This window comes from Micromonospora kangleipakensis (genome assembly GCF_004217615.1).
Taxonomy (GTDB): domain Bacteria; phylum Actinomycetota; class Actinomycetes; order Mycobacteriales; family Micromonosporaceae; genus Micromonospora; species Micromonospora kangleipakensis.
This window is the reverse complement of record NZ_SHLD01000001.1, coordinates 2,437,546-2,457,427: the sequence shown is the minus strand read 5'-3', so window position 1 is coordinate 2,457,427 and position 19,882 is coordinate 2,437,546. Positions and strand designations below refer to the sequence as shown.

Below are 19,882 nucleotides of genomic sequence, written 5' to 3'. Positions count from 1 at the left end.
TGGGCGGCCAGGCATGAGCTACGCCAAGGTGCTCGGCGTGGGCCTGGTCGGGGTGACCGGGCACGTGGTGGAGGTGGAGGCCGACCTGGCACCGGGGCTGCTGGCAGTGGTCATCTCCGGCCTGCCCGACACCGCCCTGCACGAGGCCCGGGACCGGGTCCGCGCCGCCATCGTGAACTCCGGCGAGAAGTGGCCGAACCGGCGCATCACCCTCAACCTGCTCCCCGCCGACCTGCCGAAGTATGGCTCCGCATTCGATCAGCGATAGTCGAATCGTGCCATACTCAGCGCCATGACGCGAGCTGCTATCTATGTCCGGACCTCCCGCGACCGAGAGGGCGGTGGGCTCGGCGTGGCCCGGCAAGAGCAGGACTGCCGACAGCTCGCCGCGCGGCACGGGCTGACCGCAGCCCAGGTGTACAGCGACAACGACCTATCCGCGTACAGCGGCAAGCCGCGCCCGTCGTACCGCCGAATGCTCGACGACATCGCCGCCGCCCGCGTCGACGCGGTGCTCGCCTGGCACACCGACCGGCTGCACCGCTCCCCCACTGAGTTGGAGGAGTACATCACCGCGTGCGAGCCGCGCGGCGTGCCGACGTACACCGTCAAGGCCGGACCGCTGGACCTCAGTGCGCCGAGCGGCCGCATGGTGGCGCGCCAGCTCGGCGCCGTCGCCCGGTACGAGGTGGAGCACCAGGTCGAGCGGCAGCAGCGCGCCAAGCTGCAGGCCGCCGCGGACGGGAAATGGGGCGGCGGCCGGCGGCCGTACGGGTACGAGCCTGATGGCGTGACGCTGCGGCCCGCCGAGGCCCGGGCGGTCGCCGAGGCCACCGACGCGATCCTGTCCGGGGCGAGCGTGCGGTCACAGGCCGCCGCGATGAATGCCCGCGGCCTGGTCACCTCGACCGGCCGACCGTGGACGCCGCAAGAGCTGCGGAAGGTGCTGCTGCGGGCGCGCAACGCCGGGCTGCGGGAGCACCGGGGCGAGGTGGTCGGCCCGGCCGCCTGGCCACCGCTGGTCGACGAGGACCGCTGGCGCGCGCTGGTGTCGGTGCTGACCCACCCTGGCCGCCGTACGCAGTGGTCGTCGGCCCGCCGGTGGCTGCTGAGCGGCCTGGCGCTCTGCGGGGTGTGCGGCTCGCCGGTGCGCGCCACGCTGCTCAACAGCACCCGGGGCGGAGTGCCGTCCTACACCTGCAAGGTGGCGAAGTGCGTGGTGCGGAACGCCGCCGAGCTGGACCAGCACGTCGGCGCGGTGGTCGTCGCCCGGCTCTCCCGGCCGGACGTGGCCGACCTGCTCGCGGCTTCCGGCCAGCCGGACTCCGGGGTGCTCCAGCTCGACGCCACCTCGCTGCGGGAACGGCTCGACGGCCTGGCGGCGGCGTACGCAGACGGCGCGATCGACGTCCGCCAGCTGCGCGAGGGCTCGGAGCGGCTGCGGGTCCGGCTCGCCGAGGTGGAGGAGCAGATGGCCGCCGCTGGCCGGGGCGAAGCGCTCGCCGGCCTGGTGGGCGCGACGGACCCGGCCGCGGCATGGGACGCGCTGGACCTCCACCGCCGGCGGGCAGTCGTCGACACCCTGCTGACGGTCACGATCAACCGCACCAGGAAGGGCCGGCCGCCGGGCTGGACGCCAGGCAACTCGTACTTCGATCCACGCACCGTCGAGATCACCTGGAAGGGCTGAGCCTCGACTAGCCCGCGCGCCCCCTTGCGGGCCAGCGGGAGGTGGCCGCGGCGACGAGCTTCGGCCACCCACCGGTGAAGGGTCGCCACCGGCACCTCGGCCTGCTCCGCCAGCTCGGCGGCCGGCTTGTTCGATCTCCGCACCGCGACCACATACGCGTCGGCGACTGGCGGTAGAAGCCGTCCGGGTCGGTGCCGTCCGGCCGAGTCAACTTCGGCGTCTCCTCGATCGCGTATGGCGGATCGTCGAGTAGGAAGCCCTTGTCCAGCTCATGCAGCGCCATCCCCGCCGGGTCGCGCTGCGGATCCTTGTCGTCCTGTGCCGCCAACGCCTTCAGCGCCTCCGGCGTATTGACCATGCTCTCGATCCAGCCGATCGGCAGAGCCTTCAGGGTTGCCGAGGTGATCGGCACCCACGGATCGGTGGAGATCGGCACCCTGCCGATCACCCGCCGCCCCTCGCGCTCCGTGGTGTGCACGTACACCACCGGGCTGCCCGGCGTGTCGTCGAGACCGTTCACGCGCGCCCAGCCGTGGGCGCCGTACTGAATCCATCGCATACCCGCCAGCCCTGCTCGGCGGCGCCGGGGAGCTGCCGCTGCTACCGCTCGAGCGGGTGGTGGTCCTGGGCGAGCTGGGGCTGGACGGCACCGTCCGACCGGTCCGCGGCGTGCTGCCGATGGCCGCCGCTGCGGTCAAGGCGGGGCTGGGGCGGGTCATCGTGCCGATCGCCAACGCGGCCGAGGCGGCGGTGATCCCCGGGGTCCGCGTCCGGGCGGTCGACACCCTGCACCGGCTGGTCGGTTTCGTCCGGGACGGCGCGCCGCTGCTGGAACCCCCGGCCACCGGTCCGACGACACCTCGGGGCGGGCCGGATCTGGCCGACGTGGCCGGCCAGGGGCTGGGCCGGCGGGCGTTGGAGGTGACCGCCGCCGGTGGCCACCATCTCGCGCTGCTCGGGCCGCCCGGCGCCGGCAAGACCATGCTGGCCGAACGCCTGCCGTCGATCCTGCCCGAGCTGGACGACGACGCCGCGCTGGAGGTCACCGCGCTGCACTCGATCGCCGGCGTGCTCCCGTCGGACGGGCGGTTGCTGCGCCGCCCGCCGTTCCAGGCGCCGCACCACACCGCCACCGTGCCGGCGCTGGTGGGCGGGGGCGCCGGGCTGGCCCGCCCGGGCGCGGTGTCGCTGGCCCACCGTGGGTGCTCTTCCTCGACGAGGCGCCGGAGTTCAGGAAGGGCGCGCTGGAGGCGTTGCGCCAGCCGCTGGAGCACGGCTGGATCCGGCTGGCCCGGACCCGGGGCGGCACGGAGTACCCGGCGCGGGTGCAGCTGGTGCTGGCCGCAAATCCCTGTCCGTGCGCGAAACCGGCCGGCGACACGCAGTGCGAGTGCAGCCCGCTCACCCGGCGACGCTACCTGGGGCGGCTCTCCGGGCCCCTGCTGGACCGGATCGACGTGCAGGTCACCGTACTGCCCGTGCGGGCGGCCGAGCTGGTGGAGGCGGGCGGGGCGAACGAGTCCTCGGCCACCGTCGGGGCGCGGGTCGCCACGGCCCGCACGGCGGCGGCCGAGCGCTGGGCCCCGGTTGGCCGCCGGCTCAACGCCGAGATCCCCGGCCCGCTGCTGCGCCGCTCGCCCTGGCGGTTGCCGGGTCACGACACCGACGAGCTGCGCGCCCGGCTGGACAGCGGGTCGCTCTCGGCCCGGGGCTTCGACCGGATCATCCGCCTGGCCTGGACGATCGCCGACCTGGACGGGCGAGACCGACCGGACCGGGAGGACGTCCGGGAGGCGATCGGACTACGGACGGGAGAGGGAGCATGAGCCGTGACGAGGAGATCCGCGCGGAGGACCGGCTGGCCCGCGCCGCGTTGACCTGGCTCACCGAACCGGGCACCTGGTCGGTGCACCGGCTGGTCGAGCGGCTCGGCGCGCCGGCCACCCTGGCGCTGCTCTGCGGCGGCGGCGCGACGGAGGAGAAGCTGCACGCCACGGTGGCGGCCCGGCTCGCCGCCGGTGACCCCCGGGCGGCGGCGGCCCGGGCGCTGGAACGGATCGATCGGCTCGGCGCCCGGATCGTCACGCCCGACGACGACGAGTGGCCGGTCGGCGTCGACGACCTGCGCCTGCTCGCCCTCTCCGGCGCCAGCCGCCGGGTGGACACCGAGACCGCGCCACCGCTCTGCTTCTGGGTGCGCGGCGCCTGGCCGCTGGCCGAGGCGATGGCGCGGTCCGTGGCCGTGGTCGGCGCCCGGGCCGCCACGCCGTACGGCGTGCACGTGGCCACCGAGCTCGGCTACGGCCTGGCGGACCGGGAGTGGTCGGTGGTCTCCGGCGGGGCGTTCGGCATCGACGCCGCCGCGCACCGGGGCGCGTTGAACGCCGGTGGGCTCACGGTGGCGGTGCTGGCCTGCGGGCTGGACCGGCCCTACCCGATGGGCAACACCGCCCTCTTCGACCGGATCGCCGAGACGGGGCTGCTGGTCAGCGAATGGATGCCGGGCGCGGAGCCGCTCCGGCCCCGGTTCCTGATCCGCAACCGGGTGATCGCCGCCGCCACCCGGGGAAGCGTCCTGGTGGAGGCGTCCGCGCGCAGCGGCGCGACCCAGACCATGCGCCGGGCGCTGGCGATCGACCGGACGGGAATGGTGGTGCCCGGCCCGGTCACCTCGGCCATGTCGGTCGGCGCCCACGAACTGCTCCGGGAGCAGCCCACGGCCCGACTCGTCACCGGGGTCGCGCACGTGCTGGAGGAGGTGGGTCGGATCGGGGCCGACCTGGCGCCGCCGGCCCGGGGGCCGCGCCGCCCCGCCGACGAGCTCGACCACGAGGCCGCCCTGGTGCTGGAGTCCCTGCCGCGCCGGGGGCTGCGCAGCCCGGACGCGGTGGCCGCGCGCGCCGGCGTCGCCGTCCGGGTCGCGTTGCGCAAGCTGTCCCTGTTGGAGGAGTTGGGGCTGGTGGTCCGCCGGGACGGCGGGTACGCGCTCGCCCCGCCACCGGGCCGGCGTGCCGGCGGCACCCGCCCGGCAGGCGCACCGCCACCGCCCGGATGAGGCCACCCACCGCCCGGACGAGTCCGCCCACAGCGGGCCGAGCCGGGCGGAACCGACCGGGGCGATGTCGGCTCAGTCGCCCTCGAAGCGGATCTCCACCTCCCGGCCGTTCAGGCAGCGCCGGGTGAGGTGCGCGAGCCGGCGCACCTGGTCCACCTCCGCGGACGCCCGGGCCTCCTCGGCCAGGCAGCGCAGCTCGGCGAGGAGTTGCGGCGCCGCCTCGACGCTGACCACCAGTTCCCCGAGCGGATCGATGCGGTCCAGCAACGGCGTACGACCCAAGCCCCGCACCCGCTTCAACAGGTCGAGCAGTACGTCGTCGGGGTCGGCGACCACCCCGGCCGCGATGTACGACGGGCGACCCCGGCCGGGTCCGGCCCGGACCAACCGGTAGAGGACGGCATCCACACCCACGCTCGGTCCCCTCCTCCCGTCGGCGTCACCTTCCCGGGTCGACGCCGCTCCTTTCCGCCTCGCGAGTCACCCCTGCACGCCACCCGCCGGCTCGACACCGTGACGGCCCCTGCCCGGCCCGACACGGTGAATGCCGACGCCGTGATGCGGCCGGGCCCGTGACGCCACCGGCCCCGCGCCGGGGCAGCCCCTGCATGGCCGACCGGCCGTAGCGTTCGGGGCACCCCGGAATCAGCAGCGACACCGGGGCGGTCGTGGTCACGTCCGCTCAGCGGCGCTGCCACCGTCCTCTTCGTACGACCAGTTTCCCCTGTCCAGGGCCCGTTCAGCCACCCCTGACGGCGCGCCGAACCGCAACGCCCCGCCGGCGGCCGCAGACGGGCGGCGCCGGGAGAGGACCAACGCGCGACGCGGGGACAGCAGGGAACGACGGCGCGCCACGGACCTCGGCGCAGCGGACGTCGGCACGCCACGGACGGTTTTCGCACGACGGCACGTCGACGCACCGCGGACGGGACGCCCGCCTGGTGTCCTGCCGTTGCCGGATCAGGCCCGTAGGCTGGGTCGGTGCCCGCCGAGAGCAGGATCAGGCCGCGTCCCGCACCGGCCACCACCGGCGCACAGGAGCCGGTGCGGACGGTCCCCGGCGCGCCGGCACCGGGTCGGAGCGGGCGATGAGCGGCGCGGTGCGCGGCACCCGGGCCGCCCACGAGGGACTGCCGCCGGCGATGCGGGAGGCGGTGGACGAGTTCGCCGACCACCTCGCGCGGGTCCGCAACCGCTCCGCGCACACCGTGCGGGCGTACGTCACCGATCTGATCTCGCTGCTCGACCATGCCGTGCGGATGGGCTGCGCCGACCTGACCGAGCTGGACCTGACGGTCCTGCGCAGCTGGTTGGCGAAGCAGCGGACGATGGGGGCCGCCCGGACGTCGCTGGCTCGGCGCGCCGCGTCGGCTCGTACCTTCAGCGCCTGGGCCCACCGGTCGGGACTGCTGCCCGCCGACGTGGCCGCCCCGCTGGCCAGCCCGAAGGCCCACCGCGAGCTGCCCACCGTGCTCCGCGCCGACCAGGCCGCCGCCCTGATGGCCGCCCCCTCCCGGGCCACCGCGCCACCGTCGGCCACCGACCGGGCCACCGCGCCACCGTCGGCCACCGACCGGGCCGCCGCACCGCCCGAAGCCACCGACCGGGCCACCGCACCGCCCGAAGCCACGGACCGGACCGCCGCGCCATCCGAAGGCACCGACGGGGCCGCCGCGCCGCACGGGGGCGCCGGCCGGGCAGGCGGGCGGCCCACGCCCGGCGAGGACGAGCCGGTGCTGCTGCGGGACCGGGTGCTGCTGGAACTGCTCTACGGCACCGGGATCCGGATCAGCGAGGCGTGCGGCCTGGACGTCGCCGACGTCGACCACGGCCGCCGGGTGGTGCGGGTGCTGGGCAAGGGCGGCCGGGAACGCGTCGTGCCGTACGGCGTGCCGGCGCAGCGCGCGCTGGACGGGTGGCTGGGCCGGGGCAGACCCGCCTTCGCCGGCCCGGGCTCCGGAGGCGCGCTGCTGCTGGGCGCGCGGGGCGGGCGGCTGAACCCGACCACCGCGCGCCGGATCGTCGCCGGGTACGCCGAGCGGGCCGGCCTGCCCCGGACCAGCCCGCACGGGCTGCGGCACTCGGCCGCCACCCACCTGCTGGAGGGCGGCGCGGACCTGCGCGCGGTGCAGGAGCTGCTCGGCCACTCCTCGCTGGCGAGCACCCAGATCTACACGCACGTCTCCGTGGAGCGGCTGCGGGCGGCGTACCGGCAGGCGCATCCGCGCGCCTGACCGACCCGGCGGGCCGCGCCGTCGGTGGGCCGCCGCACGTGGGAGAGCGGCGATGGGCGAGTTGATGATCGACGAAGGGCTACGATCGGCGGATGACGGTCCCGCAGCCGCCCGAGTCGATCGCCGGGGCTCGACTGCTCTTCTCGCTCGACCCGTCGGTCAGTCACCTCAACCACGGCTCGTTCGGCGCCGTCCCGATCGGGGTGCAGCGCACCCAGCAGCGGCTGCGCGACGAGATGGAGGCGAACCCGCTGCGCTTCTTCACCCAGGGCCTGGTCGACCGGATCGCCCACACCCGCCGGCACCTGGCCGGTTTCCTGGGGGCCGACCCGGAGGGCACCGCGCTGGTGGGTAACGCGACCACCGGGGTGGCGGTGGTGCTCCAGTCGCTCGGCCTGCGCCCCGGCGACGAGGTGCTGACCACGGACCACGGGTACGGCGCGGTCGGCTTCTCCGTGCAGCGGGAGTGCCGGCGCACCGGGGCGACGCAGCGGACCCTGCGCGTGCCGCTGACCGCCGGCGACGAGGAGGTCGTCGAGATCGTCCGGTCCGGGCTGCGCCCCGGACGGACCAAGCTGCTGGTGGTCGACCAGCTCACCTCCGCCACCGCCCGGCTCTTCCCGGCCGCCGCCCTGGTCGGGGTGGCCCGCGAGCGCGGCGTGCTCGTCCTGGTCGACGCGGCGCACGCCCCGGGCATGCTGCCGATCACCGTGGCCTCCATCGGCGCCGACTTCTGGGTCGGCAACCTGCACAAGTGGGCGTACGCGCCGCGCGGGACCGCCGCGCTGGTGGTCGCGGAGCCGTGGCGGGAGCGGATCGAACCGCTGGTCGTCTCCTGGGAGCAGGAGGCCGGCTTCCCCGCCCGGGTCGAGTGGCAGGCGACGCTGGACTACACCCCCTGGCTGGCCGCGCCGGTGGGGCTGTTCACCCTGCGCAGCCTGGGCCTGGACCGGGTACGCGCGCACAACGCCGCGCTCGCCGCGTACGGGCAGCGGGTCGTCGGGGACGCCCTCGGGGTGGCGCCGGCCGACCTGCCGCAGCCCGGCGGACCGACGGTCTCCATGCGGCTCATTCCGCTGCCGCGCGGCGTCGCCACCACGATGGACGCGGCGAAGGCGCTGCAGACCCGGATCGCGGAACGGCTCGCCGCCGAGGTGGCGGTGATGACCTGGAACGACCGGGGCTGGCTGCGGCTGTGCGGCCAGGTCTACAACACCCCCGACGAGTACGACCGGCTGGCGGTCCGGCTCCCCGCGCTGCTCGCCGGGCGCTGAGCCGTCGACGGGCAGCAGCCGGACGGGTCCCCGGCCCAGCAGGGCCAGCGGGTCGAGGTATTCGTCGCCCCGGCGCAGCCCCCAGTGCAGGCACGCCGTGACCGGGCAGCCGGCGTGGCCGGCGAGCAGGGTGCCGATCCGGGTACCGGCGGTCACCCGGGCGCCGGCGGGCAGGCCGGGGCGGACCGGTTCGTAGGTGGTCCGCAGCCCGTCGCCGTGCCCGACGGTGAGCACCGGGCGCCCGGCCACCGTGCCGGCGAAGAGCACCACGCCCGCCCCGGCCGACCGGACCTCGACGCCCGGGCCGGCGGCCAGGTCGACGCCCCGGTGACCGGGGAGCCACGGCCGGGGCGGCGGGTCGAACCGGCGCACCGGCCGGGGTGCGCCGGCGAGCGGCCACCGGAATCGCGCCCCGGACCGCGGTGCCCCTCCCCCCGCGGGGACGCCGGCCGGGGACGCACCCGACCGGGAGACGTCCGGCGGGGAGACGACCAGCGGGGACACGCTGGCCGGGGCGGCGCGGGACGGGGTGACCGCCGGGCCGGGTGCCGCCGGGAGGATCAGCGGGAGCATGAGGAGGGCCGCCGTGACGGGCCCGGACGCTGTTCGCACGGCCGGCAGCCTGCCCCCGACGGCGGTCCCCGCGCCACCGGCGGGCACCGCCGACTGTGGACGGCGGCCGGGCTGTGGAGAACGCCCGGTGGCGGAGTCGATCTGCTATGCGACCGCACCGGCCGGCGAACCGCACCGCCTATGCTGAGCCGGTGACGCGGGACTGGTACGCCTGGCACGACGACTACGACCAGCCGGGCTCCGCCCTGTTGCGACGCCTGACCGAGCTGCGGCTGCGCATCCGCGAGGCGCTGGACCAGGCCCCGCCCGGCCCGCTCCGGGTGGTCAGCCTCTGCGCCGGCCAGGGGCGGGACCTGATCCCGGTGCTCGCGACGCATCCCCGGCGGGACGACGTGACCGCCCGCCTGGTCGAGCTGGACCCGCGCAACGCCGAGGTGGCCCGGGCGGCCGCGGCGGAGGCCGGCCTGTCGGCGGTGGAGGTGGTGGTCGGGGACGCGGCGCTGACCGACCACTACGCCGACCTCGCCCCGGCGGAGCTCGTGCTGGTCTGCGGGATCTTCGGCAACATCGTCGAAGCCGACATCCGGGCCACGGTGGCGCTCTGCGCCGCCCTCTGCGCCACCGGCGGCACGGTCTTCTGGACCCGGCACCGCCGCGAACCGGACCTGGTGCCCGCCATCTGCGACTGGTTCGCCGCGGAGGGCTTCGCCCCGGTGGCGGTGAGCAGCCCGGCCGACGGGGTGGGGGTGGGCGTGCACCGCTTCACCGGCCGACCCCGACCCCTGCCGGCCGGCGTGCGGATGTTCGAGTTCGTCGGCTCCGACCGCCTCACCCACCCGTGACCGGGCGTCCGCCCGGCGACCGCCGGGAGCAGAGATGACCACTGTGGACGACGTCAGCCGGCCGTCCCGGATCGCCGGTCCGGATGAGGCGATCAGCGCGGAGGAGCTGCAGCTCGCCGCGCGCAACCACGGCATCCCCCTCGAGGCGCTGCGCTACGACGTCACCCCGGCCGGGCTGCACTACCTGCTCATCCACTACGACATCCCGGACGTCGACCCGGTGGCGCACTCGCTGACCGTCGACGGCGCGGTGGATCGGCCGCTGAGCCTCGACCTGGCCGCGCTGCGGGACCGGCCCAGGGTCACCCACCGGGTGACGCTGGAGTGCGCCGGCAACGGTCGGGCGCTGCTGCATCCGCGGCCGGTCAGCCAGCCGTGGCTGGTGGAGGCGGTCGGCAACGCCGAGTGGACCGGCACGCCGCTGGCGCCGCTGCTGCGCGAGGCCGGGCGCTCGCCGGACGCCGTGGACGTGGTCTTCACCGGCGCCGACCACGGCGTCGAGCGGGGCGTCGAGCAGGATTACCAGCGGGCGCTGCCGGTCGCGGACGCGCTGCGCGAGGAGGTGCTGCTGGCGTACGAGATGAACGGCGCTCCCCTGCTGCCGCAGCACGGCGCGCCGCTGCGGCTGATCGTGCCGGGCTGGTACGGCATGGCGCACGTGAAGTGGCTGCGCGACATCCGGGTGCTGACCGAGCCGTTCGACGGCTACCAGAACGCGGTGGCGTACCGGCTGCGGAACGACGCCGACGACCCGGGCGTGCCGGTGACCCGGATCGAGCCCCGCGCCCTGGTCCGCCCGCCGGGCTTCCCGGACTTCATGTCGCGTACCCGGGTGCTGCGTCCCGGGCCGTGCACGGTGGACGGTCGGGCCTGGTCGGGTCACGCGCCGGTCAGCGCGGTGGAGGTGACCACCGACGGTGGCGCGAGCTGGGCCCCGGCCCGGCTGGACGAGCGGAGCGGCGGGGAGTGGGCGTGGCGGCGGTGGCGGTTCGACTGGACCCCGGAGCCGGGGCGGTACGTGCTGGGCGCCCGGGCCACGGACGCCTCCGGACGCCGCCAGCCGGTCGAGCAGCCGTGGAACCGGGGCGGCTTCGCCAACAACCTGGTGCAGCGGGTCGAGGTGGTGGTCCTGACGGGCTGAGCGGCGCGGTGCCGGCCGCCTCCGTGGAGCGGATCAGCCGGGGACCGTCAGCCGCCGAATCCGGAGTCTGCGGGAAGGGAGATGTCCGGCTTTTCGAGCTCTTCCACATTGACGTCCTTGAACGTCATTACTCGGACATTCTTAACGAAACGGGCGGGGCGGTACATGTCCCACACCCAGGCGTCGTGCATCTCGACCTCGAAGTAGACCTCGCCGTCCGAGTTGCGCACGTGCAGGTCGACCTGGTTGGCCAGGTAGAAACGGCGCTCGGTCTCCACCACGTAGGAGAACTGGCGGACAATGTCGCGGTACTCCCGGTAGAGCTGCAGCTCCATCTCGGTCTCGTACTTCTCGAGATCTTCCGCGCTCATCGCACTCCGCCTTCCATGACCACATCTTCCCCCACCGGCGCCGGAGGTCGAGGCTGCTCGCCCAACGCCACGCCGACGGTACCCCCTGACGCGCCGGAGCGCTCCATCGGCTCGTCCGGGCCGTCCACGACCGGACGCCGGTACCGCGGTGGGCGCCCGTCCCGGCCGGAGATCGTGGCCACGTTGACGTACGAGAAGCGGTGCTCCCGGCACGGCCCGTGCTCCCGCAGGGCCGCCGTGTGCTCGGCCGTGATGTAGCCCTTGTGCTCGGCGAAGCCGTACCCCGGGTACCGGTCGTGCAGCTCCACCATGATCCGGTCCCGGGTGACCTTGGCCAGCACGCTCGCCGCCGCCACGCAGGCCGCCACCTGGTCGCCCTTCCAGACCGCCAGCCCCGGCACGTCCAGCCCGTCGACGCCGAAGCCGTCGGTCAGCACGTACTCCGGCCGGGTGGTCAGCGACGCGAGGGCGCGCCGCATCGCGGCCACGTTGCACACGTGCAGCCCGCGCGCGTCGACCTCCTCGGCGGGGATCACCACCACCGCGTACGCGAGGGCGCGGGCGACCACCTCGTCGTAGATCCGCTCCCGGCTGGCCGGGGTGAGCAGCTTGGAGTCGGCCAGCCCGTCGATCTCGCCGCGCCGCCCCTCGGGCAGCACCGCGGCGGCGGCGACGAGGGGCCCGGCGCAGGCGCCCCGGCCGGCCTCGTCCGCGCCGGCCACGTGCCGGAAGCCCCGCCGTTGCAGGGCGCGCTCCAGCGCGTAGAGGCCACCCTCGCGGCGCACCACGGTGCGCGGGGGCGTCAGCACGGCGTACCACCCTGGGCGGCCGGTCGGGCGGCGAGCGCCCGGATCAGCACCGCCGGCAGGTCCACCGGGTAGTAGCGCTCGTCGGTGCCGGCCAGCTCGTCCAGGGACCACCAGCGGTGGCCGGTGACGCTGGCCCGCTCGACCTCCTCGAAGCCCGCCGTGTCCACCTCCCAGGCCGGGACGCGGACCAGGAAGAACTCCTGCTCCTGCCGGTACCAGACCCCGTCGAACGGGAACTCGACCGTCTCGGCCCACACCGGCGGGCCCAGCTCGGTCGGGGTGAGCCGCAGCCCGGTCTCCTCGGCCAGCTCGCGGGCCGCGCCGTCGGCCGGACTCTCCCCGGGGCCGAGCCCGCCGCCGGGGGTGAACCAGTAGCTGTGGCCGGGCCGGGCCGGATCGGTGCCGGCGAAGAGCAGCACCCGGTCGGCCGCGTCGACGAGCAGCACCCGGGCCGCGCGTCGCGGGGTGTAGACGGTCACCGCCCAAGCCTGCCAGACGGCTCTGACGAACGCCCACGCCCTCCGGGGTCAGGGATTGGGGATCCCGTCGAACTGCTTCGGGACGGTGAGCCAGGTCGCCCGGCTGACCGGCCAGAAGACGGTGAACGCCCGCCCGACCACCTGGTCCTCGGGGATGGTGGCCTCGGTGATGTCCTGGCCAGACTGCTGCCAGTGCTCCAGCGAGTCGCCCGAGGCTTCCCGGTGGTCACCCATGACCCAGAGCCGCCCCTGCGGCACCGTGATCTCGAAATCCTGGTCGGCCGGCTTGTTCCCGGGATAGATGTACGGCTCGTCCAGCGACCGGCCGTTGATCACCAACCGGTCCTGGGCGTCGCAGCAGACCACGTGGTCGCCGCCGACCCCGATCACCCGCTTGATGAAGTCCTCGCCGTCCGGGTTGCCGCTCCACTCGGTGGGTGCCTCGAAAACGATCACCTCGCCCCGGTGCGGCGACCGGAAGTCGTAGACCAGCTTGTTGACCAGCACCCGATCGTCGATCTTGAGAGTGTTCTCCATGGACGGCGAGGGGATGAAGAAGGTCTGCAGCACGAAGGCACGCACCAGCACTGCGACCAGGATCGCCACACCCAGGAGGATGGGCAGCTCCTTCCAGAAGGAACTGCGAGGCTTTTCGGTCTGCTCGTCAATCACGGGAGGAGCCTACGACGCCGGGCACGTGGGGGCCGCCCGGAACGCGCGAGAACGGAGAGGGCCGCCGTGACCGGCAGGATCAGCACCACACCGCCCACCGGGTCGGGGTCGACGGGGGCCGGCGCGCCGTCCGCCCGGGGCAGGCTGGCGAAGGTGTCCGGCACCGGCAGCGAGGTCCACCGCTCGGAGGGCCAGACGATCATGAAGGCCCGGCCCACCACGTTGTCGATCGGTACCGGGCCCTGGCAGCGGGCGTCCTGGGAGACCAGCCGGTGGTCGCCCATCACGAAGATCTGCCCCGCCGGCACGACCACCTCGGTGAACTGCCGGGACCGGCACTCCTTCGGGTTCGGCGGCAGCTCGGCCGGCGAGTCCTCGGAGACGTACGCCCGCTCGTCCAGCGGTACGCCGTTGACCACGACCCGGCCCTTGTCGCAGCACCAGACCTTGTCGCCGGGGACCCCGATCACCCGCTTGATGAAGTCCTTCTCGCCGGGGCGGCTGACGCCGACCAGGTCGCCGAGGGTGCGGCCGACCTTCCCGGCGAAGCCGGCCGGCGGCGCCGGGGTCTCCTGGGCGACCCACCTGTCGGTGCCCCGGAAGACCACCACCTCGCCGCGCACCGGATCCCGGACGTCGTAGACGACCTTGTTGACCAGCACCCGGTCGCCGATGAGGAGGGTGTTCTCCATCGACCCGGAGGGGATGAAGAAGGCCTGGAGCAGGAAGGTGCGGATCAGCACCGCGAGGCAGAAGGCGACCACCAGGAGCAGGGGCAGTTCCTGCCAGAGGGGCATCTGTCGCCTGGAGCGCCGGGCCCGCCGGCGCCAGGGGTCGACGGTGCCGTCCTCGTCAAGCATCTGCACCATGCCACTCTCCGGTCCGCAGAAACGACACTACCGCCCGGGAGCCTCGTCGTGAGGCCCCACGGGCGGTAGTGGAACGCTGTGCCGCGCCGGACACGCCGCGGCGTCGCTGCCCTCCTGCGCCCGTGTCGACCAGGGTAATGCGATCCGGTCGATACGACATCCGCGCAGCTCAGGCGGCGTGGCGAGCGAAAATTCAGCTCGTCGGCTGCTTCTCGCGCAGCTCCTTGATCTTGGCCTTCTTGCCGCGCAGCTCGCGCAGGTAGTAGAGCTTGGCCCGACGCACGTCACCGCGGGTCACGACCTCGATCCGGTCGATCGCCGGGCTGTTGATCGGGTACGTCCGCTCCACACCGACACCGAAGCTGACCTTGCGGACCGAGAAGGTCTCGCGCAGACCGTCACCCTGGCGGCGGATGACGACGCCCTGGAAGATCTGGACACGGGACCGGTTTCCCTCGACGACCCGCGCGTGCACCTTCACGGTGTCACCGGCACGGAAGTCGGGGAGGTCGACCCGCTTCGACTGGGCGTCAAGGGCGTCCAGGATGTTCATCGCTGTGTCCTCGTGAGGCTCACGGCGCACCGTCAATCGGTGCGCGGATGGGTGATTCTGATCCCCGGGTGGTGGACGGCGGGCCGACCCCGGTCGAGGATCCTCGCAGCCGCCCGCGGGCGCGGACGGATGCGGCAACCCCTCTACTTTGCCACATCCCCCGGCGGCGGCTGAAATCCACCCCGGTCCAACGCGGCCCGGTCCCGCTTGTCCAGGCTCTCCGGGGGCAGCGCGGCGATCATGTCGGCGCGGCGCGCGGCCGTCCGGGTCAGCGCCTCGTCCCGCCGCCAGCGGGCGATCCGCCCGTGGTCGCCGGAGCGGAGCACCTCCGGCACCTCGTGCCCGCGCCAGGTCGCCGGCTTGGTGTACATCGGGGCCTCGAGCAGCCCGTGGGCGTGCGACTCCTCGTCCAGCGACCCGGCGTTACCGAGCACCCCGGGCAGCAGCCGGGTGACCGCCTCCAGGATCACCAGCACCGCGACCTCGCCGCCGAAGAGCACGTAGTCACCGAGGGAGACCTCGGTCACCCGCATCCGGGTCGCCGCGTGGTCGAGCACCCGCTGGTCGATGCCCTCGTACCGGCCGCAGGCGAAGAGCAGGTGCGACTCGGCGGCCAGCTCGTGCGCCATGGCCTGGGTGAACCGGACGCCGGCCGGCGAGGGCACCAGCAGCCGGGGCAGCGTGTGGCCGTCCGGGCTGAGCTCGTCGGGGGCGAGGGCGTCCAGCGCCTCACCCCACGGCTCCGGCCGCATCACCATGCCGGGGCCGCCGCCGTAGGGGGTGTCGTCGACCGTGCGGTGCACGTCGTGGGTCCAGGTCCGCAGATCGTGTACGGCCAGCCGGAGCGTGCCGGTCGCCCGGGCCCTGCCGATCAGCGACAGGTCCAGCGGGGCGAAGTACTCCGGGAAGATCGACACGATGTCGACGCGCATGGGCGGTGCTCCGGCGGTCTAGAGATCGAGCAGACCGGCCGGCGGGTCGACGACGACGCGACCGCCGGCGAGGTCGACCTCGGGCACGATCGCCTTGACGAACGGGATGAGCGCGGTACGGCCCTCGGGACGACGCAGCACCAGCAGGTCGGAGGAGGGCGCGTGGTCGATCCCGGCCACCTCGCCCAGCCGCTCGCCGGCCGGGGTGACCACGGCGAGGCCGACCAGTTGGTGGTCGTGGAACTCCTCGGGATCCTCCGGCGGGGCGACGTCGCCGCTGTCCACCGTGAGCAGGGTGCCACGCAGCGCCTCGGCGACGTCCCGCTCCAGCACCCCCTCGAAGGCCACCAGCAGCCGGCCCTGGTGCCAGCGCGCCGCCTCGATGGTCAGCTCGGCGGGCACCCGGAACGGCACACCGGGACCGGGCGCCGGATTGGCCGGGGGTGTCACCCCCGGCTCGGTGCGCAGCACCGAACCGGGGGTGAACCGTGCTTCGGGCTCATCGGTCCGCACCTCCACGGTGACCTCACCGCGGATCCCGTGCGGCTTGCCGATCCTGCCGACGACGAGAAGCATCAGTACGAGTCGACGATGTCGACGCGTACCCCACGCCCACCGACGGAGCCGATCACCTGGCGCAGCGCCTTGGCGGTCCGGCCGGACCGCCCGATCACCGTGCCCAGGTCCTCGGGGTGCACGCGGACCTCGAGGCGCTTGCCCCGACGGGAATCGACCATCCGCACCCGGACGTCGTCCGGGTGGTCGACGATCCCCTTGACCAGGTGCTCCAGGGCGGGACGCAGTGCCATGTCAGGCCTGCTCGCCGGACTCGGCACCGGTCTGCTCCTCGGCCTTCGGCGCCGCGGCCTCGGCCGGGGCGGCCTCCGCCTTCGGGGCCTCCGCCTTCGGCGCCTCCGCCTTCGGGGCCTCCGCCTTCGGGGCCTCCGCCTTCGGGGCCTCCGCCTTGGCGGCCTTCTTGGCCGGCTTGGCCGGGGTCTCCGGAGCCAGGCCGGCAGCGGCCTTCGCCTCGGCCTCGTACGCCGCCTGGCGGTCGGCCCGCTCCGGGGCGACCTTCAGCGGCGGCGGGGCCGGCAGGCCCTTGTACTTCTGCCAGTCGCCGGTGAGCTCAAGCAGGCGCTGCACCGCCTCGCTCGGCTGCGCGCCGACGGAGAGCCAGTACTGGACCCGCTCCGACTTGACCTCGATCACCGAAGGGTCCTCCTTCGGCTGGTACACGCCCACGAACTCGATCGCGCGACCGTCACGCTTGGTGCGCGAGTCGGCGACGACGATGCGGTACTGCGGGTTGCGGATCTTGCCCATCCGCAGGAGCCGGATCTTTACGGCCACAGTTGTTTCGCTCCTGTTGCGATTTCACCGGCCCGGTACGGGCGGTGCACGGGTGAGCGCCGACCGGCACAGTGGGGTTTGGGCCGGAGACTACTCGGTGGACTGGCGACGCGCCCGGGTTAGAGGGCGCCGGACGCGCGCCGGATACCAGCGACCCATTCTGCCAGATCCGGCGCCGATCTCTCACACCGGACCCGGACAGGTCATCCGAGCCGGCACGCCGGGTGACGGACGACACCGTCAACGGACCGGCGGACGGTCCCAGCCAAGCGGCAGTTCGTCCGGTATATCCCATTCGTCGGGCGGGGTGAAGTCGCACCAGGTGCCGTCGAACGGGAACGCGCCGGCCTCGGCGAGGGCGATGACCCGCTCCCCCTCGGCCCGGACCGCCTTCTCGTCGGCCACCCAGTAGTCGTCGGGGAAGGCGAGGCGCTCGAGAAACTCCTCCTCGTCCTTCCACTCCCAGCTCAGGTCCGGCCGGACCACCACGTCCAGGTCCTGGTCGACCATGTCCACGCCGGCCACCGGGCCGTCGTCCCAGCGGACGCCCGGTTCCTCCAGGTTGACGTACCAGTTGTTGAACCGGCCCCCGGCGTCCCGGAACCACCACACCGAGTGGGCCGCGCCGGTGGGCAGGAACTTCAGCACCGGCGGCCCGTTCCACCGACCCCGCGCCAGCCGGTAGGACGACGTGATCCACTCGGCGAACGACATCGCCCGCATGCCCAGTCCCGCCTCGGTGACCTCGTGCGCCACCGGCGAGTCCCGGGCGACCCAGAGCAGCAGACCCCGGTCGTCGTCGAGGACCACCCGGGCCGACCGGACCCAACCGATCCGGCCGTGCCGCACGTTCCGGTGCATGATCAGCCGACCCGGCGCGAACCGGGCGACGGGACCGCCGGGACGCACGTCAGTACGCGCGGGCGAGGATGGCGACCAGGTCCGACTCGTCCTCCGAGTCCGGCACCGAGCCGTCGGCACGGAGCAGGCACCGGACCGTCACGCCCTGGCCGTTCGCCTCGGCCTCGCCCTTGACGCCGACCGCCGACCACGGCACCTTGGCCCAGCCGGTGGCCGCGGCGTCGATCGCCTCGGCCAGCGTCGACACCTCGACGGTGCGGGACTCGCGGTGGGCCAGGGCCTGGTCGTGCAGCGCCCGCTGGTCGGCCTCCAGCGCGGCCAGGACCGCGCCGACCACGTCGGCCACCGGCGTCGGGGACTTCGAGCCGTCCGTACGCCGGACCACGACCGCGTTGCCGGCGGCCAGGTCACGGGGGCCGACCTCGACGCGTACCGGGTAGCCGCGCAGCTCGGCGTCGACGGCCCGGCGGCCGAACGGGGTGTCGGTCCGGTCGTCGAGCGCGACCCGGACCCCGGCGTCGCGTAGCGCGTCGCGGAGCTTGGCCGCCGCCTCGCCGACGCCCTCGCCTTCCTTGACCACCATCACGTACGCCTGGACCGGCGCCAGCTTCGGCGGCACCCGCAGGCCGTTGTCGTCGCCGTGGCACATGATCAGACCGCCGAGCATCCGGGTGGAGGTGCCCCAGGAGGTGGTCCAGGCGTGCTCCCGGCCGCCCTCGGCCGAGGAGTAGCTGATGTCGAACGCCTTGGCGAAGTTCTGCCCCAGCTCGTGGCTGGTGCCGAGCTGGAGGGCCTTGCCGTCGCCCATCATGCCTTCGCAGGTGTACGTGGCGGTCGCGCCGGCGAACCGCTCCCGGGCGGTCTTCAGGCCGACCACCACCGGGATGCCCAGCACGTTGACCATCAGGTCCTCGTACGCCTCGTGCAGGATCCGCCGGGCGTAGGCGCGGGCGTCGGAGCGGGTGGCGTGCGCGGTGTGCCCCTCCTGCCAGAGGAACTCACTGGTCCGCAGGAAGATCCGCGGGCGCAGCTCCCAGCGGACCACGTTGGCCCACTGGTTGAGCAGCAGCGGCAGGTCCCGGTACGAGTCGATCCACTTGGCCATGAACTCGCCGATCACCGTCTCGCTGGTGGGGCGCACCACCACCGGCTCGGCGAGCTGCTTGCCGCCACCGTGGGTGACCACGGCCAGCTCCGGCGAGAAGCCCTCGACGTGCTGGGCCTCGCGCTTGAGGTAGCTCTCCGGGATGAAGAGCGGGAAGTACGCGTTCTCCGCCCCGGCCGCCTTGATCCGGGCGTCCATCTCGGCCTGCATCCGCTCCCAGATGGCGTAGCCGGCCGGTCGGATCACCATGGTCCCCCGGACCGGGCCGTTGTCGGCCAGCTTCGCCTTGGCGATCAGGTCCTGGTACCAGCGGGGAAAGTCCTCCGCACGGGGAGTGAGCACGCGTGCCATGACCGCACATCCTATGCGCCGCCCGCCGGGCCGCCGCGATCGGGCGCGCCCGGTGCACGGGAGCAGCGCCGGGCGGGCACGCACGGGGCAGCGGGAGGCGCCCCACGCTGACTAGCATCTGCGGCCATGTCGCCGCTGCGCTCCCTGTTCGGCCGCGCCTCCGGGCCGGCCCCGCTGCCGTATCCGCCCACCTCGCCGGAGGGGCTGGCCGCCCGCTGGGTGCGCTGGGTGGCGGCGCACGGGCCGGCGAAGAACCCGGTCCGCGACACCACCGGCGAGCACGCCGGGCACCACCAGGCCGACGACGTCTGGTTCCTGGCCGGCACCTACGGCGGGTCGGTGACCCGGCGCTGCGCGGTGCCCGCCGGCCGGCCGCTGTTCTTCCCGGCGTTCAACATGTGGCAGTTCCCGGCGCAGGTGGGCGAGATGCCGGTGGTGCCCCGGGCGACCGGGCACGCCCAGCTCGACGGGGCGCCGCTGCCGCTGGCCACGGTCGGCACGCCGACCCCGTTCGAGGTGCGCGGCGCGCTCGGCAACGGGGTGACTTCGAGGCCCCGCCCGACGCCGGTGACCTGCTGGGGGCTCTGGGCCAGCCTCCCGCCGCTGGCCCCCGGCGCCCACGAGCTGACCTTCGGCGGCACCGACGGCGGCGGGTTCTGGGTGGAGGCGCAGTACCGCCTCGTCGTGAACTGACCCGTCCCGCCGCCCGTAGACTTCCGGG

General features: G+C 74.4%; 20 protein-coding genes and 4 pseudogenes. 9 read left to right on the top strand and 15 right to left on the bottom strand.

Annotation, left to right across the window (positions count from 1 at the left end):
• Nucleotides 1–13 precede the first annotated feature (13 nt).
• Both EV384_RS11955 and EV384_RS11950 read left to right on the top strand, forming a co-directional pair.
• Nucleotides 14–259 (top strand): annotated as a pseudogene (locus EV384_RS11955) (magnesium chelatase domain-containing protein); the annotation flags it as partial.
• 33 nt (nucleotides 260–292) lie between these two features.
• A complete protein-coding gene (locus EV384_RS11950; RefSeq protein WP_130332937.1) occupies nucleotides 293–1,690 on the top strand; it encodes a recombinase family protein in 1,398 nt (465 codons plus the stop codon).
• Between the two features lie 7 nt (nucleotides 1,691–1,697).
• Here EV384_RS11950 and EV384_RS11945 read toward each other — a convergent pair whose 3' ends face one another.
• Nucleotides 1,698–2,249, bottom strand: a complete 552-nt coding sequence (locus tag EV384_RS11945; RefSeq protein ID WP_130332935.1) for a hypothetical protein — start codon at nucleotides 2,247–2,249, stop codon at nucleotides 1,698–1,700.
• Nucleotides 2,250–2,254: 5 nt separating this feature from the next.
• On the opposite strand from EV384_RS11945, the pseudogene EV384_RS11940 reads away from it, so the two are divergent.
• Both EV384_RS11940 and EV384_RS11935 read left to right on the top strand, forming a co-directional pair.
• Nucleotides 2,255–3,516: pseudogene (locus EV384_RS11940) on the top strand (YifB family Mg chelatase-like AAA ATPase); the annotation flags it as partial.
• Complete coding sequence (locus EV384_RS11935; protein WP_130332933.1) at nucleotides 3,513–4,745, top strand: DNA-processing protein DprA; 1,233 nt, start codon at nucleotides 3,513–3,515, stop codon at nucleotides 4,743–4,745. The pseudogene EV384_RS11940 and the gene EV384_RS11935, both read left to right, overlap by 4 nt.
• 72 nt (nucleotides 4,746–4,817) lie before the next feature.
• Here the strand turns inward: EV384_RS11935 and EV384_RS11930 are convergent, their stop codons facing one another.
• Nucleotides 4,818–5,159: a hypothetical protein gene (locus EV384_RS11930; protein WP_130332931.1), complete on the bottom strand. Its 342-nt coding sequence runs from the start codon at nucleotides 5,157–5,159 to the stop codon at nucleotides 4,818–4,820.
• A gap of 674 nt (nucleotides 5,160–5,833) precedes the next feature.
• Here EV384_RS11930 and EV384_RS11925 point away from each other — a divergent pair.
• Together EV384_RS11925 and EV384_RS11920 are read left to right on the top strand one after the other, a co-directional pair.
• Nucleotides 5,834–6,979, top strand: a complete 1,146-nt coding sequence (locus EV384_RS11925; protein WP_130332929.1) for a tyrosine recombinase XerC — start codon at nucleotides 5,834–5,836, stop codon at nucleotides 6,977–6,979.
• Nucleotides 6,980–7,071: 92 nt separating this feature from the next.
• Nucleotides 7,072–8,253, top strand: coding sequence for an aminotransferase class V-fold PLP-dependent enzyme (locus EV384_RS11920; protein ID WP_130332927.1), 1,182 nt, complete (start codon nucleotides 7,072–7,074; stop codon nucleotides 8,251–8,253).
• On the opposite strand, the pseudogene EV384_RS11915 reads toward EV384_RS11920, so the two are convergent.
• Nucleotides 8,254–8,826, bottom strand: a pseudogene (locus EV384_RS11915) (murein hydrolase activator EnvC family protein); the annotation flags it as partial.
• A gap of 191 nt (nucleotides 8,827–9,017) precedes the next feature.
• Here EV384_RS11915 and EV384_RS11910 point away from each other — a divergent pair.
• Nucleotides 9,018–9,668 carry a class I SAM-dependent methyltransferase family protein gene (locus tag EV384_RS11910; protein ID WP_130332925.1) on the top strand — a complete coding sequence of 217 codons (651 nt, stop codon included), beginning with the start codon at nucleotides 9,018–9,020 and terminating at the stop codon, nucleotides 9,666–9,668.
• A gap of 34 nt (nucleotides 9,669–9,702) precedes the next feature.
• Nucleotides 9,703–10,809 carry a sulfite oxidase gene (locus EV384_RS11905; protein WP_130332923.1) on the top strand — a complete coding sequence of 369 codons (1,107 nt, stop codon included), beginning with the start codon at nucleotides 9,703–9,705 and terminating at the stop codon, nucleotides 10,807–10,809.
• A 47-nt stretch (nucleotides 10,810–10,856) separates the two neighbouring features.
• Here the strand turns inward: EV384_RS11905 and EV384_RS11900 are convergent, their stop codons facing one another.
• The 12 genes and pseudogenes from EV384_RS11900 to proS form a co-directional block, all read right to left on the bottom strand.
• The gene (locus EV384_RS11900; RefSeq protein ID WP_007075222.1) at nucleotides 10,857–11,180 is read right to left on the bottom strand and encodes a DUF2469 domain-containing protein; all 324 of its coding nucleotides are present in this window, start codon (nucleotides 11,178–11,180) and stop codon (nucleotides 10,857–10,859) included.
• Nucleotides 11,177–11,989 (bottom strand): ribonuclease HII, encoded by an 813-nt coding sequence (locus tag EV384_RS11895; protein ID WP_130332921.1) that lies wholly within the window; start codon nucleotides 11,987–11,989, stop codon nucleotides 11,177–11,179. The genes EV384_RS11900 and EV384_RS11895 overlap by 4 nt, the downstream gene beginning before the upstream one ends.
• The gene (locus EV384_RS11890; RefSeq protein WP_130332919.1) at nucleotides 11,983–12,468 is read right to left on the bottom strand and encodes an NUDIX hydrolase; all 486 of its coding nucleotides are present in this window, start codon (nucleotides 12,466–12,468) and stop codon (nucleotides 11,983–11,985) included. Before EV384_RS11890 ends, EV384_RS11895 begins: the two co-directional genes overlap by 7 nt.
• A gap of 48 nt (nucleotides 12,469–12,516) precedes the next feature.
• Nucleotides 12,517–13,140 carry a signal peptidase I gene (gene lepB / locus EV384_RS11885; RefSeq protein ID WP_130332917.1) on the bottom strand — a complete coding sequence of 208 codons (624 nt, stop codon included), beginning with the start codon at nucleotides 13,138–13,140 and terminating at the stop codon, nucleotides 12,517–12,519.
• Between the two features lie 9 nt (nucleotides 13,141–13,149).
• Nucleotides 13,150–14,009 (bottom strand): annotated as a pseudogene (gene lepB, locus EV384_RS11880) (signal peptidase I).
• A gap of 193 nt (nucleotides 14,010–14,202) precedes the next feature.
• Nucleotides 14,203–14,562, bottom strand: coding sequence for a 50S ribosomal protein L19 (rplS, locus tag EV384_RS11875; protein WP_130332913.1), 360 nt, complete (start codon nucleotides 14,560–14,562; stop codon nucleotides 14,203–14,205).
• 143 nt (nucleotides 14,563–14,705) lie between these two features.
• Nucleotides 14,706–15,494 (bottom strand): tRNA (guanosine(37)-N1)-methyltransferase TrmD, encoded by a 789-nt coding sequence (trmD, locus tag EV384_RS11870; RefSeq protein WP_130332911.1) that lies wholly within the window; start codon nucleotides 15,492–15,494, stop codon nucleotides 14,706–14,708.
• 18 nt (nucleotides 15,495–15,512) lie between these two features.
• Nucleotides 15,513–16,070, bottom strand: a complete 558-nt coding sequence (gene rimM, locus EV384_RS11865) for a ribosome maturation factor RimM (protein ID WP_130332909.1) — start codon at nucleotides 16,068–16,070, stop codon at nucleotides 15,513–15,515.
• Nucleotides 16,070–16,330 carry an RNA-binding protein gene (locus EV384_RS11860; RefSeq protein ID WP_207232298.1) on the bottom strand — a complete coding sequence of 87 codons (261 nt, stop codon included), beginning with the start codon at nucleotides 16,328–16,330 and terminating at the stop codon, nucleotides 16,070–16,072. Before EV384_RS11860 ends, rimM begins: the two co-directional genes overlap by 1 nt.
• On the bottom strand, nucleotides 16,305–16,844 hold the full coding sequence (rpsP, locus tag EV384_RS11855) for a 30S ribosomal protein S16 (protein WP_130332905.1): 540 nt from the start codon (nucleotides 16,842–16,844) through the stop codon (nucleotides 16,305–16,307). The genes EV384_RS11860 and rpsP overlap by 26 nt, the downstream gene beginning before the upstream one ends.
• A 240-nt stretch (nucleotides 16,845–17,084) precedes the next feature.
• Nucleotides 17,085–17,705: a ribonuclease FAU-1 family protein gene (locus tag EV384_RS11850; protein ID WP_130332903.1), complete on the bottom strand. Its 621-nt coding sequence runs from the start codon at nucleotides 17,703–17,705 to the stop codon at nucleotides 17,085–17,087.
• A gap of 49 nt (nucleotides 17,706–17,754) precedes the next feature.
• Nucleotides 17,755–19,161, bottom strand: a complete 1,407-nt coding sequence (proS, locus tag EV384_RS11845) for a proline--tRNA ligase (protein WP_130332901.1) — start codon at nucleotides 19,159–19,161, stop codon at nucleotides 17,755–17,757.
• Between the two features lie 126 nt (nucleotides 19,162–19,287).
• Here proS and EV384_RS11840 point away from each other — a divergent pair, with 126 nt between their 5' ends.
• Nucleotides 19,288–19,854, top strand: coding sequence for a hypothetical protein (locus EV384_RS11840; protein WP_130332899.1), 567 nt, complete (start codon nucleotides 19,288–19,290; stop codon nucleotides 19,852–19,854).
• Nucleotides 19,855–19,882 lie beyond the last annotated feature (28 nt).

Excerpts from the sequence above, each read along its gene's own strand:
- EV384_RS11920 (WP_130332927.1), top strand. The coding sequence starts at position 7,072 with ATGACGGTCCCGCAGCCGCCCGAGTCGATCGCCGGGGCTCGACTGCTC.
- EV384_RS11935 (WP_130332933.1), top strand. The coding sequence starts at position 3,513 with ATGAGCCGTGACGAGGAGATCCGCGCGGAGGACCGGCTGGCCCGCGCC.
- rplS (WP_130332913.1), bottom strand. The coding sequence starts at position 14,562 with ATGAACATCCTGGACGCCCTTGACGCCCAGTCGAAGCGGGTCGACCTC.
- EV384_RS11850 (WP_130332903.1), bottom strand. The coding sequence starts at position 17,705 with ATGCACCGGAACGTGCGGCACGGCCGGATCGGTTGGGTCCGGTCGGCC.
- EV384_RS11925 (WP_130332929.1), top strand. The coding sequence starts at position 5,834 with ATGAGCGGCGCGGTGCGCGGCACCCGGGCCGCCCACGAGGGACTGCCG.
- EV384_RS11950 (WP_130332937.1), top strand. The coding sequence starts at position 293 with ATGACGCGAGCTGCTATCTATGTCCGGACCTCCCGCGACCGAGAGGGC.
- EV384_RS11945 (WP_130332935.1), bottom strand. The coding sequence starts at position 2,249 with ATGCGATGGATTCAGTACGGCGCCCACGGCTGGGCGCGCGTGAACGGT.
- EV384_RS11840 (WP_130332899.1), top strand. The coding sequence starts at position 19,288 with ATGTCGCCGCTGCGCTCCCTGTTCGGCCGCGCCTCCGGGCCGGCCCCG.
- trmD (WP_130332911.1), bottom strand. The coding sequence starts at position 15,494 with ATGCGCGTCGACATCGTGTCGATCTTCCCGGAGTACTTCGCCCCGCTG.
- EV384_RS11900 (WP_007075222.1), bottom strand. The coding sequence starts at position 11,180 with ATGAGCGCGGAAGATCTCGAGAAGTACGAGACCGAGATGGAGCTGCAG.
- rimM (WP_130332909.1), bottom strand. The coding sequence starts at position 16,070 with ATGCTTCTCGTCGTCGGCAGGATCGGCAAGCCGCACGGGATCCGCGGT.
- EV384_RS11905 (WP_130332923.1), top strand. The coding sequence starts at position 9,703 with ATGACCACTGTGGACGACGTCAGCCGGCCGTCCCGGATCGCCGGTCCG.
- proS (WP_130332901.1), bottom strand. The coding sequence starts at position 19,161 with ATGGCACGCGTGCTCACTCCCCGTGCGGAGGACTTTCCCCGCTGGTAC.